This window comes from Faecalicatena fissicatena (assembly GCF_016900595.1).
GTDB lineage: Bacteria > Bacillota > Clostridia > Lachnospirales > Lachnospiraceae > Claveliimonas > Claveliimonas intestinigallinarum.
In genome coordinates, this window is record NZ_JACLYY010000006.1 from 37,217 (window position 1) to 50,195 (window position 12,979).

9 protein-coding genes are annotated in these 12,979 nt (G+C 52.3%); 8 read left to right on the forward strand and 1 reads right to left on the reverse strand.

The window, feature by feature from the left end; genetic code table 11:
- Nucleotides 1-12 precede the first annotated feature (12 nt).
- The 4 genes from H7U36_RS07515 to rlmD all read left to right on the forward strand — a co-directional run bounded on the left by H7U36_RS07515 (nt 13) and on the right by rlmD (nt 6,306).
- The gene (locus H7U36_RS07515) at nt 13-2,085 is read left to right on the forward strand and encodes a heavy metal translocating P-type ATPase (RefSeq protein ID WP_205148211.1); all 2,073 of its coding nucleotides are present in this window, start codon (nt 13-15) and stop codon (nt 2,083-2,085) included.
- Between the two features lie 89 nt (nt 2,086-2,174).
- Entirely contained in the window at nt 2,175-4,412 is a 2,238-nt protein-coding gene (gene pcrA / locus H7U36_RS07520) for a DNA helicase PcrA (protein WP_191493881.1), read from the forward strand.
- Nucleotides 4,413-4,547: 135 nt separating this feature from the next.
- Nucleotides 4,548-4,793: a hypothetical protein gene (locus H7U36_RS07525; RefSeq protein ID WP_033126807.1), complete on the forward strand. Its 246-nt coding sequence runs from the start codon at nt 4,548-4,550 to the stop codon at nt 4,791-4,793.
- Between the two features lie 130 nt (nt 4,794-4,923).
- On the forward strand, nt 4,924-6,306 hold the full coding sequence (rlmD, locus tag H7U36_RS07530; RefSeq protein WP_205155947.1) for a 23S rRNA (uracil(1939)-C(5))-methyltransferase RlmD: 1,383 nt from the start codon (nt 4,924-4,926) through the stop codon (nt 6,304-6,306).
- Nucleotides 6,307-6,342: 36 nt separating this feature from the next.
- Here rlmD and H7U36_RS07535 read toward each other — a convergent pair whose 3' ends face one another.
- Entirely contained in the window at nt 6,343-7,017 is a 675-nt protein-coding gene (locus H7U36_RS07535; RefSeq protein ID WP_205155948.1) for an alpha/beta hydrolase, read from the reverse strand.
- A 593-nt stretch (nt 7,018-7,610) separates the two neighbouring features.
- Between H7U36_RS07535 and H7U36_RS07540 the strand changes: the two genes are divergently transcribed.
- From H7U36_RS07540 to H7U36_RS07555, 4 genes are all read left to right on the forward strand, one after another.
- Nucleotides 7,611-9,299, forward strand: coding sequence for a carbon starvation CstA family protein (locus tag H7U36_RS07540; protein WP_191493879.1), 1,689 nt, complete (start codon nt 7,611-7,613; stop codon nt 9,297-9,299).
- Nucleotides 9,300-9,461: 162 nt separating this feature from the next.
- The gene (locus H7U36_RS07545) at nt 9,462-10,451 is read left to right on the forward strand and encodes an InlB B-repeat-containing protein (protein WP_205155949.1); all 990 of its coding nucleotides are present in this window, start codon (nt 9,462-9,464) and stop codon (nt 10,449-10,451) included.
- Nucleotides 10,452-10,897: 446 nt separating this feature from the next.
- A complete protein-coding gene (locus tag H7U36_RS07550) occupies nt 10,898-11,413 on the forward strand; it encodes a hypothetical protein (protein WP_147581212.1) in 516 nt (171 codons plus the stop codon).
- Between the two features lie 60 nt (nt 11,414-11,473).
- Nucleotides 11,474-12,979, forward strand: a complete 1,506-nt coding sequence (locus H7U36_RS07555; protein ID WP_205155950.1) for an RNA-binding domain-containing protein — start codon at nt 11,474-11,476, stop codon at nt 12,977-12,979.

Sequence of the window (12,979 nt, forward strand, 5' to 3'; positions counted from 1 at the left end):
GAGGGATCAAAGTTGAAATACAGGATCAGACATGAGATAAGAGGGCGGATCCGCCTGCATGTGGAGCAAAAAGGAATGACCTGCCGGGAGGCGGACACGCTTCTCTACTTTCTGGAGACACTTCCCGGCGTGGACACTGCAAAGGTCTACGAGCAGACAGGGGACGCCGTGGTCTGCTACAGCGGGGAAAGAGAGGACATTCTCCAGGCTCTGCGAACCTTCAGATATGAGTATGTACAGGTGCCGGAGCAGGTGCTGGACAATTCTGGAAGAGAGCTGAACAGGGCTTACCGGGAAAAGCTGATCGGGAGGACACTGTTCCATTTCGGGAAAAAGCTTCTCCCCTTTCCGGTGCGGGCCGCCTACACGGGCTACAAATCCGTCCGGTACATGGCAAGGGGACTGAAAAGCCTCACCAGGGGAAGGCTGGAGGTGGAGGTGCTGGACGCAGCGGCCATCACAGTCTCCATCCTGCGGGCGGACTTTGACACGGCGGGCTCTGTCATGTATCTGCTGGGCGTGGGCGAGATACTGGAGGAGTGGACCCACAAAAAGTCGGTGGGGGACCTGGCCCGGAGTATGTCCCTGAACATCCGGAAGGTGTGGCTGAAGACAGGGGATCAGGAGATGCTGGTCCCAGCCTCGGACGTCCGGGCCGGGGACGAGGTGGTGGTGCATATGGGAAATGTGATCCCCTTTGACGGCGTTGTCACCTCCGGGGAGGCCATGGTCAACCAGGCGTCCCTCACCGGCGAGTCCCTGCCTGTAAAGAAGGAAAAGGACGGCTACGTGTACGCGGGCACTGTGCTGGAGGAGGGGGAGCTGACCGTGCAGGTGAAGCAGACCTCCGGCTCCACCAGATTTGAGAAGATCGTAACCATGATCGAGGACTCCCAGAAGCTCAAATCCGGCCTTGAGAGCAAGGCGGAGGGTCTGGCGGACCGGCTTGTGCCCTACACCCTGGCAGGGACCATCCTCACCTGGCTGGTCACGAGAAATGCCACCAAGGCCCTGGCCGTCCTCATGGTGGACTTCTCCTGCGCCCTGAAGCTGGCCATGCCCATCTCCGTCCTGTCCGCCATCCGGGAGGCGGGAGCCCACGGCATCACGGTCAAGGGAGGCCGTTTTATGGAGGCGGTGGCAGAGGCGGACACCATTGTGTTTGACAAGACAGGCACCCTGACAAAGGCAAGGCCCACGGTGAAGGAGGTTGTGACCTTCAACGGGAGGCCGCCCCAGGAGATGCTGCGGATCGCCGCCTGCCTGGAGGAGCATTTCCCCCACTCCATGGCAAAGGCGGTGGTGAATGCGGCCAGAAAGCAGGGGCTTGACCACGAGGAGATGCACTCCAAGGTGAACTACATTGTGGCCCACGGCATTTCCTCCTACATAGAGGACAAAAAGGTGGTCATCGGCAGCTATCACTTTGTCTTTGAGGACGAGAAGTGTCGGATCCGCCCGGAGTTCCAGGAGAGATTTCAGCAGCTCTCAGATGAGTACTCCCACCTCTACCTGGCCATTGACAATGTGCTGGCCGCGGTAATCTGCATCGAGGATCCCCTGCGGGAGGAGGCGCCTGAGGTGATCCGGGGTCTGCGCAGGGCCGGATTTACGAAGATCGTCATGATGACAGGGGACAGCGAGAAGACTGCCGCCGCCATCGCCAGGGGAGTGGGCGTGGACGAGTACTATTCCGAGGTGCTGCCGGAGGACAAGGCCCGCTTTGTGGAGGCGGAAAAAAGGAAGGGACGCAGGGTGGTCATGACCGGGGACGGCATCAACGACTCGCCGGCCCTCTCCGCGGCGGACGCAGGCATCGCCGTCAGCGACGGGGCTGAGATAGCCAGGGAGATCGCGGACATCACCATCGCAGGACAGGACCTGGGAGAGATCGTCACGCTGAAGCAGCTGAGCAGCCTGCTCATGAGGCGGATCCAGAAGAACTATCATTCCATCGTGGGGATCAACACAGCTCTCATCTGCCTGGGCGTGGCCGGCGTGATCCAGCCCACCACCTCCGCCCTGCTGCACAACACCTCCACCCTTGTCATCAGCCTGAAGAGTATGCGGGATCTGATGAAGTAAAAGAAGCTGGAAAGCTCATGGAAACTGTGGTATGATATCAGTTACGGACAAAAAGAAACGGGAGTATCACGAAAGCCAAAGGAGTAAACATGAGCATATATGACACACTGAACGAACAGCAGCGGGAGGCTGTATACCACACGGAGGGCCCGCTTCTCATCCTGGCCGGCGCAGGCTCCGGGAAGACCCGGGTCCTGACCCACAGGATCGCCTATCTCATCGAGGAGAAGGGAGTCAATCCCTGGAATATCCTGGCTATTACCTTCACCAACAAGGCGGCCGGGGAGATGCGTGAGAGGGTGGACAATCTCGTGGGCTTTGGCTCGGAGAGCATCTGGGTCAGCACCTTCCACTCCACCTGCGTGCGCATTCTGCGCAGACACATAGACCGGCTGGGCTATGACACCAACTTTACCATCTACGACACGGACGACCAGAAGACGCTGATGAGGGACATCTGCAAATACCTCCAGATCGACACCAAGATCTACCGGGAGAGAAACCTTCTTGCCGCCATCTCCGCCGCCAAGAACGAGATGATCTCGCCCAAGGAGTTCCGGCTCCGGGCAGAGGGGGATTTCTCCCGGCAGAAAATCGCCACTGTGTACGAGGAGTATGAGAAGCAGATGCAGGCCAACAACGCCCTTGATTTTGACGATCTCCTTGTGAAGGCAGTGCAGCTTCTGAAGACCCAGCCGGATGTGCTGGACTACTACCAGGAGCGGTTCCGCTATATCATGGTGGACGAGTACCAGGACACGAACAATGTCCAGTTCCAGTTTGTCAGCACTTTGGCGGCAAAATACAGAAACCTGTGCGTGGTGGGCGACGACGATCAGTCCATCTACAAATTCCGGGGGGCGGACATCCGGAATATCCTGAACTTTGAGAACGTGTTCGAGGACGCGAGGGTCATCAAGCTGGAGCAGAATTACCGTTCCACCAGCACCATCCTGGACGCAGCCAACGCGGTGATCCGCAACAACCGGGGGCGCAAGGACAAGACTCTCTGGACGGACAATGGTCAGGGGGAGAAGATCGAGTTCCGGCAGTTTGACACCGGGTTTGACGAGGCGGAATATATTGTGGGGGACATCCGCGGCCATGTGGACAGCGGGGACTGCTCCTACAATGACAACGCCATCCTCTATCGGACCAACGCCCAGTCCCGTCTCTTTGAGGAGAAGCTGGTGTCGGCAAACATCCCCTACAAGCTGGTGGGAGGCGTCAACTTCTATGCCAGAAGGGAGATCAAGGATCTGCTGGCCTATCTAAAGACCATTGACAATGGAAGGGATGACCTGGCTGTGCGCCGGATCATCAATGTGCCCAAGCGTGGCATCGGCCTCACCAGCGTGAACCGTGTCCAGGAGTACGCCCTCCAGAGGGAGATCAGCTTTTACGAGGCGGTCCTGGGAGCGGATCTGATCCCGGGCATCGGCAGGGGACTTTCCAGGCTGGAGTCCTTCGCCGCCCTCATCGAGCATTTCAAGGAAGAGGCGGGCAGGATGAGCATCCTGGAGCTCCTGGAGGACATTATCGAGACAACCGGATACATAGAGGAGCTGAAGACCGAGGGAGAGATTGAGGCGGAGGCCAGGATCGAGAACATCGACGAGCTGAAAAACAAGGCGGCAGACTATGAGGAAGGCTGCCATGAGCGGGGCGAGACACCCACTCTGGGCGGATTTCTGGAGGAGGTTGCCCTTGTGGCGGACATCGACAGCCTGGACGAGGACAGCGACTATGTGGTTCTCATGACGCTCCACAGCGCCAAGGGGCTGGAGTTCCCCCACGTCTATCTGGCGGGCATGGAGGACGGCCTTTTCCCCAGCTATATGACCGTCACCTCCGACAATCCGGAGGAGCTGGAGGAGGAGAGACGTCTCTGTTATGTGGGCATCACAAGGGCTATGAAGCAGCTCACCCTGACCTGCGCCAGAAGGCGGATGGTGAGGGGAGAGACCCAGTACAACAAGATGTCCCGCTTTTTAAAGGAGATCCCCATGGAGCTCCTCTCCACAGGAATGAAGTTCGAAAAGGAGGAGAAGGAGGAAGAGACTCCAAGACAGTCCTCCTGGCAGCAGGCAAAGCAGGCCTTTCACACAAAGGCTTTCTCCTCTCCCAGACCGGTGCAGCAGTTTAAGGTGGCGGGGGGGAACGGCCCCGGCTACGATGTGGGAGACCGGGTGCGCCACGTGAAATTCGGGGAAGGACTTGTCACTGCCATTGTGGAGGGCGGCCGGGACTATGAGGTGACAGTGGAGTTTGACAAGGCAGGCACAAAAAAGATGTTTGCTGCATTTGCGAAATTGCAGAAAATATAGGATGTTCCGGTCAAGAAGGACAGATTTATCTGAAAATTCCTGCAAAAATAAGTAGTAATATGCCCGGGAAGGTGTTATAATAATGCCAACGAATTATACTTGCAAGACAAGCATAAGAAAGGATGTGTGGAAAGTATGAGCAAGGTAGAGGATATTATTGCGGCTTCAAAGCTGAACGAACTGATCCGCAAGAAAGATGAAGATGACAAGACCTGCAGGACAGTGCTCTGGGTGCTGGCTATCGTAGGAGCGATCGCGGCAGTAGCGGCAATTGCATATGCGGTATATTGTTTCTTTACCCCGGATTATCTGGAGGATTTCGAAGAAGATTTCGATGACGATTTTGACGATGACTTCTTTAATGAAGATGATCAGGTATAAGATCGGAGCAAAAGAAAGAGACAGGACAATCCAATGTTCTGTCTTTCTTTTTGCCCGATACGCCCGGAGAGCGACCGCCGTGCCTGCGCGAAAACGCCAAAGGGAGAAGTACAGGAGGAGTTTGAATTAGATGAAAAAAGGACAGATGCTGGAAGGAACCGTTGAGAGGATCGATTACCCGAATAAGGGCGTGGTGAAGGCGGAGGGCGCGGACCGCCCTGTGGTGGTCAAGAACGCCATTCCCGGACAGAAGGTCAGGGTCTCTGTCAACAAAATGCGCAAGGGCCGGGCGGAAGGAAGAGTGCTGGAGGTGCTGGAGCCCTCGCCTCTGGAAATCCCATCCCCCTGTCCCCATTTCGGGCAGTGCGGGGGATGCGCCTATCAGACCCTGCCCTATGAGGAGCAGCTGCGGCTCAAGGAGTCCCAGGTAAAGGGGCTCCTGGACGAGGCCATACAGAAGGGCGGAGGCCATGATTACCAGTGGGACGGCATCAAGGCCAGTCCGCGGACAGACGCCTACCGGAACAAGATGGAGTTTACCTTCGGGGATGAGTACAAGGAGGGCCCCCTGGCTCTAGGCATGCACAGGAGGGGGAGCTTCCACGACATTGTGAACGTAAACGAATGTCAGATCGTGGACGAGGATTTTCGCGCGGTTCTTGAGGCTACCCTCGCCTTTGCCCGGGAGAGCGGCCTTCCCTACTATCACCGCATGCGCCACCAGGGCTATTTCCGCCATCTCCTCGTGCGCAAGGCGGCCCGCACCGGCCAGATCCTCGTGGATCTGGTGACCACCACCCAGGCAAGCCCGGATCTGGCTCCCTGGGCGGACCGCCTTCTGGAGCTGGAGAGGAGCGGACGGCTGAAAGGGCATATTGCGGGCATCCTCCACACCTCCAATGACAGCCTGGCCGATGTGGTGAAGGACGAGGGAACCGAGCTGCTCTTTGGCCAGGATTATTTCTACGAGGAGATCCTGGGACTGCGCTTCAAGATTACTCCCTTCTCCTTCTTCCAGACCAACTCCCTGGGAGCGGAGGTGCTGTACGAGACCGCCAGAAGCTATATCGGGGAGACAAAGGACAAGGTTATCTTTGACCTATACAGTGGCACAGGCACCATCGCCCAGATTCTGGCGCCTGTGGCAAAGAAGGTGACCGGCGTGGAGATCGTGGAGGAGGCAGTGGAGGCGGCCCGGGAAAACGCCCGGCTGAACAGTCTTGAGAACTGCACCTTCTGGGCAGGGGACGTGCTGAAGGTCATCGACGAGCTGGGGGAGGTGCCGGATCTCATTGTCCTGGATCCGCCCCGGGACGGTGTGCACCCGAAGGCCCTGGAGAAGATCATCGGCTTTGGCGTGGAGAAGATGGTCTACATCGCCTGCAAGCCCACCAGCCTGGCCAGAGACCTGGAGACGCTGCAGGGGAGAGGCTACCATGTGGAGCGGGCCGGATGCATTGATCTCTTTCCGGGAACCGTGCATGTGGAGGCCGTGGCTCTGCTCGCCAGATGACAGACCATGTCCCTGGCAAATCCGTTTACTGCTTATCTATCTGCTCAGCATCCACCCAATCCCGGCAGCGCTGCGCTCTGCGGCGTTTTTGAAGTGGTTGCCGGGATTTAGCCGGAATACGGTATCAATCCCCTGCTCTTTGTAGAAGGAGGCGATTTCCTCTGTGTTTGACCGCACGCATTTCATAGAGCTGTTTCGGGTTCTGTGCTCCCTGTCTCCCAGGGAAAAATACATATGATCCGGCCATCTTACCGGCTGGCGGGAAAAGATGTATTCCCTGATCCCCGGAAACCAAAGGGAGCCGGAGATGCTGGCAATGCGGGAGAATACATCCGTCTGGTAAATGGCGTACACTGCGAACAGTCCGGCGAGAGAATAGCCTGCAAGTCCCCGCCACGGGGGAGTGCCTCTGACTGCCTCCTCTGCTTTAGGAAGGATGCTTTCCAGCAGCAGCCTCAGATAATGATCCGCCCCTCCGATGCAGGGGGCGCTGTTTGCCGAAATGGGCGGAATATCCCAGGGGACCATATCCCGGTTCCAGTCCAGGCTGCTGACTGCCGCCAGTGTGAAATCTGACCCGGCTCCATCCCGCAGAACCTGGAGAACCTGCTCTGCCTCCTCCCCGAAGGTGTTCAGGTAGATGATCGGGCGGTTCGGCTCCGCGCTTGGGAAGACAGTGATTTTTTTATTTGCTGTCGTAAAAGAAAGCATTTGCTTCAGTCGCTCCTTTTTCCTGATTTTTTCCTAAAATTATACTATATCCCGACAAGGAAGCAAAGGGACAGCTTTGTCCATTCATCCGGCCCTCTGTGAAAAGTGGAGAAAAAATCCGCAGCGCAAAAGGGAAATATGTGAAAAACGGAAAAACAGAGTAAAATCTGTTTTTTTTATTGACAATGCCAAAAACAGAGTTATAATAAACGTAAATTATAAAGAGCTGATGCGAAGAACAGGACACGACCTTCCCTGGCTCCCTGCTTTCAGAGAGCCCCCGGCTGGTGCGAGGGGGCAGCACGCCACAGAAAGCCATCACCTGCGAGCAGTCAGGGTGAAATGGAGACAGAGTAACCCGGACCGGCTTTCCACCGATAGAAGGAAACCTGTTTGCCCGGCAGGACTGCCCTCTAAGAGAGGCAGGTGTGTGCCGGATGACGGGAATGAGTGACCGGGAAACCGGTAAGAGAAGTGGTAACGCGGAATATATTTCGTCTTCTGACAGAAGAGATCTGTCGGAGGGCGATTTTTTATTGAGGTTCTTTATGATTTGAAAATATATCTATTACACTTATAAGGAGAGAAGAGAAATGAACACATTGGTAATTGTATTGATCGCCGCCGTGTGTCTTTTTGCGGCGTATGTCCTGTACGGGCGCTGGCTGGCGAAAAAGTGGGGCATTGACCCAAAGGCGAAGACACCTGCGGTTGTTCACAATGACGGGCAGGATTATGTGCCTACAGACGGATGGACTGTATTTGCCCACCAGTTTTCCTCCATCGCGGGGGCGGGCCCTGTGACAGGCGCTATTCAGGCAGCCGCCTTCGGCTGGCTGCCGGTGCTTCTGTGGATCATCCTGGGGGGCATCTTCTTCGGGGCTGTCACAGACTTCGGAGCCCTCTACGCCAGCGTGAAAAACGACGGGAAATCCATGGGACTGCTGATTGAAAAATATATCGGAAGCACAGGCCGCAAGCTGTTCCTCGGCTTCTGCTGGCTGTTCTGCCTGATCGTCATCGCCGCCTTCGCGGACATGGTGGCAGATACCTTTAACGCCTACGTGGTGACGGACGGTGTGCGGACTCTCTCAGAGAACGCCACAGTAAACGGCGCGGCCGGAAGTATTTCCCTGTTCTTTATCCTGTTCGCGGTTGTGTTCGGCGTGCTGCAGCACAAGCTGAAGCTGAGCGGCTGGAAGGAGGTCGTGTTCGGCCTGGTGTGCACAGTGCTGGCCTTTGTCTTTGGTATGAATTTCCCTGTGATCCTGGGAAAAGAAATGTGGGTGTACATTGCCTTTGCCTACATCTTCCTGGCGGCTGTGCTGCCCATGTGGTTTGTTATGCAGCCCAGGGATTACATGTCCACCTTCATGTTCATCGGCATGATCGCCGGCGCTGTCCTGGGGCTTGTGTTTGCCCATCCGACTATGAACCTGCCGGCATTTACAGGCTTCCAGAACGAGAGCCTTGGCACTCTGTTCCCGATCCTGTTCGTGACAGTGGCCTGCGGCGCTGTGTCCGGATTTCACAGTCTTGTTTCATCGGGCACGTCCTCCAAGACAGTTTCCAATGAGAAGGATATGCTGAAGGTAGGCTACGGCGCCATGGTGCTGGAGAGTCTTCTGGCAGTTGTTGCCCTCTGCGTAGCCGGAGCGGCTGCCGGCGCCGACGGAACTGCGGCGGTGGGGACGCCATTCCAGATCTTCTCGTCAGGCGTGGCAGGATTCCTGGAAATGTTCGGCATCCCGGTATATGTGGCTCAGAGCTTTATGACCATGTGCGTGTCCGCACTCGCCTTTACCACACTGGACTCCGTTGCCAGGATCGGGCGTATGTCCTTCCAGGAGCTGTTCAGCGTGGATGACATGGAGCATGCGGAGGGATGGAGAAGAGTTCTCTGCAACAAATATTTCTCCACCCTGATCACACTGGTATTTGGCTACATACTGACCCAGGTTGGATACTCCAACATCTGGCCTCTGTTCGGAAGCGCCAACCAGCTCCTGAGCGCCCTTGTGCTGATCACCCTGTGCGTGTTCCTGAAGGTGACAGGAAGAGAGCTGCGGACCCTGGTTCCGCCCTTTGTGATCATGCTGGTTGTCACCTTCACAGCCCTTGTGCAGAGATTTATCTCCCTTGTCAGGGCGTTTATGGATGGAACAGGCGTCTTCATGGTGGAGGGACTGCAGCTTATCGTGGCTGTCCTCCTCATGATCCTGGGAGTCACTATCGTGTACACCTCCGGGAAAGAGCTGATCCAGAAGAAAGCAGAAAAATAAACAGGATCTATTATCTTATTATGTGATCAGGAGACGCGGGGCAGCGGGGCTGTCCCGCGTCTTTCTTAAAAAATTCATCCAAATGTGTCGGTATGCCACTTCCTCTTCCGGCGTCTGTCCTTTATAATTTTAATAGAGAAAAATTGAATGGAGGCGGAAGCTATGGATGAAATCATTAGACTATCCGGATATATGTGGGACGGAGAGCAGGATAGAGAGGCAGTAGTGGAAAAGCTGTGCAAGGTGCTGGTCCTTGTTATATTTGGTGTCTGCCTGTGGACAGCGGCAGAAAGCCTGAGCAGCTCCAGAGCAGATGAACGTGGATACAGCGCGGAGAGTAGTTTTGTGCGGAATCAAGCTGTAGAGGACGAAAAACAGGGAATGATTCCGTTGGCATTTTCCGTTTCTGACAGCCTTGATTTTTCTGTTCCGGCTCCCATCCCGGCACCTGCCGTGGATCAGAAAGTGCAGGAGAATATGGAAAATTTAGGGACTCAGGCTGTCCCCTCAGATGTCCCGGCAGGAAGTGGTTCTGCCGTATCTGCGATCCCTGTGGAGAGTGACCAGGCAGAGGGCAGTCTGGCAGAAGAGCCGGAGGAAGTCCTGCCGGCCATGCTGACGATCCACCTGTATGGAAACGGAGGCAGTCCGGCTGTGGCGACTGTCGCGGAGCAGGCGGATGCGGTTTCCTCTGAGAACTGGAATATTCCCCAGAGGCCTGGCAAGGTGTTTGACGGCTGGTATCTGGATGAGGCGTGTACCAGGCCCTTTGAAGCGGTGGAAGAGGGGACGACAGTCCTGGAATTGTACGCGGGCTGGAGTGAGCTGGAAGGCTTTGTGTCTGATGATGAGGGCCATATACTTTCCTGTACTTCAGGGGGTGTCATTGTGGATGGACTTCTGGCGCTGCCGGGCGTTTCCGCATGTACCGGTATTGAGGCGGGAGCTCTTGCGGGTGTGACCGGCCAGATCATGGAAATCTATATTCCCGCCAATATCCTGTACATTGCCCCGGGAGCATTTGACAGCCTGCCGAACCTGATGTATATCGAAGTGGAAGCCGGAAATCCGAATTATTACAGTGAAAACGGGATCCTTTACACTGCGGGAGGAGAGATTGCCGGACGCCCGGTGTGGTATACGGGAGAGTAGGAGAAGTACATAATAATATAGCTATGGAAAAAAGTACAGATGTATAATCGAACATTTGTACTTTTTTTGCGTCTCTTCCTATATACTTTTATCACTATATTTGCTATAATGTCCGAAAAGACGAATTGTCGGGGAAGTATATACGTAATGTTTTTTAAGACATATTAGAATAAACCCATCAGCGACCAGTCTCAGGTGATCGCCGAAATTAAATAAACCGACGCTGATCATTGGGCACAATAAGACTCTGGCGGCACAGTTCTACGGCGAGTTCAGGGAATTCTTTCTGAACAACGCCGTATAGTACTTTGTCTCCCGGTATGCCGGGGGCGGGAAAGTGGTATATCTGGTGTTTTTTTCGTGCTGTTTCGTCCGGATTTTGCGGATAGAACGATGCTAAATGGACTGGCTGATACCAGGCGGACAAAATGATTTTGTGACTTTTTGTGAGGCAGATTCGCAGTAAAGTATATCAAGCGAACTTTTTGCTGGGGACGATTAATGATGGAGAAAAAGTGGTTAGATTTATATCTTCAAGAAATGTGGTATGTGAAAAAGAGCTTTATGAAGAGTATAGTGCAAAGTTCTCATCTAATTGGAATGCAAAATATATTTTTCGAGATTTAGAAAGACTTAATCCTAAATTTTATCTAATACCTGTAAAAACTGTGGATACAAATATAAAAGAATGGATAACAATAAATGATGATTTTTTATCAAAAGAGGATGCAATAAAAATATATGATAAATGTGGTACTTTAATGCATGTTTCGAATCCTTATGGTTCGCAAACAGATCCTCATTATTATGAAAGAATGATGCCTATATGGTATAAAAAAATTATGAATCTTTTATCGCAACATTTGATACATATGGTTGGGGGTAATCAAATTTATTGCATTGTAATGAACGGAGAAAAGAATCCTCAAGGATATCAATTTGTGCGCGATGATGAAATGTGACTATAATGTATAAGCAGATCTAAAAGTAGTTAATTCTATTTTTATAAAAGGAGTGATTTAATGGCAATCCCTACCAATATAAAAACGTTACTTTCTGGCGATGTTGTTGAGTGGGCGCGAATAGAATTCAAAGAAACATGGGATGCCGAAGCTTCTCTAAAAACAGTCTGTGCCTTTGCCAATGATCTTGATAACTGGGGCGGAGGCTATATTGTTATTGGAGTGGAAGAAAACAATGGACGTCCTGTCTACCCTCTTAAAGGAGTTCCTACAGACAAAATAGATTTTTATCAAAAAAGTATTTTAGCAAAATGTAAATTGATAAGACCAGCATATATGCCGATAGCGGAAGTGGTTGATTATCAGAACAAGAAGTTTATTGTCCTTTGGTGTCCGGGAGGAGACAGCAGACCTTATTCTTCTCCTAAAACAATGGCGAAAGATAATAAAGAGCGTATTCATTATATCCGAAAAATGTCGAATACAGTGGAACCGTCAGATGATGAAGAGAAAGACTTATTTAATCTTGCTAACCGGATACCTTTCGATGATCGCGTGAATCATCAGGCGGATATTTCAGATTTGAACATTACACTTATTCAAAACTATTTAAAAGAAGTAAAAAGCTCTTTGTATGAAAAGTCGAAGACAGGGGACTTTATTGAAGTATGTAATGATATGAACATAATCTGTAATCTTCCGGAATACACAAAGCCGAAGAATGTTGGATTGATGTTTTTTAATATGGAACCTGATAAGTTCTTCCCGTATACCCAGATAGATGTCGTTCAATTTCCAGAGGGATTGGGAGGAAACAATATTATAGAACAGACATTTAAAGGACCAATTCATCAACAGCTTAGAGAAGCGCTGCAGTATATCAGGAATTCCATCATTACGGAAAAAGTCGTAAAGCATTCTGACAGGCCGGAAGCAGATCGGTTTTTTAATTATCCACTGGCAGCGATTGAAGAAGCGCTCTCTAATGCTGTATATCACCGTGGTTATGATGAACGAGAACCGATAGAAGTGAGAGTGGAAAATGACAAGATAGAAATTGTGAGTTTTCCTGGACCTGATCGTTCTGTGACTCTGGAAGGGCTGAAGTCATTTCATGTATCCAATCGTCGGTATAGAAACCGCAGGATCGGTGATTTCCTGAAAGAATTGCATCTGACAGAAGGAAGAAATACCGGATTTAAGAAAATATTAGACGCCTTGGAGGCAAATGGGTCTCCAAAACCGGAATTTGAAACAGATGAAGCGAGAAGTTATTTCATCTCAAGATTCTATATTCATGAAAAATTTCAGAATGTGCCTAAAAAGGAGCCGAAAAAGAGCCAAAAAGGAGCCGAAAAGGAGCTGAAAAAAGGAGTTGAGAGAAAGAAAATAATATTGAAGCTTTTGGAAGAAAATCCAACGATGACTCAAACACAACTTACAGAAAGATTGAAATTAACCAGGAAGCAGATTCAAACGGATGTCAAGGAATTGAGGGGTGAAGGCATTCTGGAACGTAAAGGTTCGAATAGAAAAGGATATTGGATTGTAAATAAAGAGCTTTAA

Excerpts from the sequence above, each read along its gene's own strand:
- pcrA (WP_191493881.1), top strand. The coding sequence starts at position 2,175 with ATGAGCATATATGACACACTGAACGAACAGCAGCGGGAGGCTGTATAC.
- H7U36_RS07525 (WP_033126807.1), top strand. The coding sequence starts at position 4,548 with ATGAGCAAGGTAGAGGATATTATTGCGGCTTCAAAGCTGAACGAACTG.
- rlmD (WP_205155947.1), top strand. The coding sequence starts at position 4,924 with ATGAAAAAAGGACAGATGCTGGAAGGAACCGTTGAGAGGATCGATTAC.
- H7U36_RS07535 (WP_205155948.1), bottom strand. The coding sequence starts at position 7,017 with ATGCTTTCTTTTACGACAGCAAATAAAAAAATCACTGTCTTCCCAAGC.
- H7U36_RS07540 (WP_191493879.1), top strand. The coding sequence starts at position 7,611 with ATGAACACATTGGTAATTGTATTGATCGCCGCCGTGTGTCTTTTTGCG.
- H7U36_RS07545 (WP_205155949.1), top strand. The coding sequence starts at position 9,462 with ATGGATGAAATCATTAGACTATCCGGATATATGTGGGACGGAGAGCAG.
- H7U36_RS07555 (WP_205155950.1), top strand. The coding sequence starts at position 11,474 with ATGGCAATCCCTACCAATATAAAAACGTTACTTTCTGGCGATGTTGTT.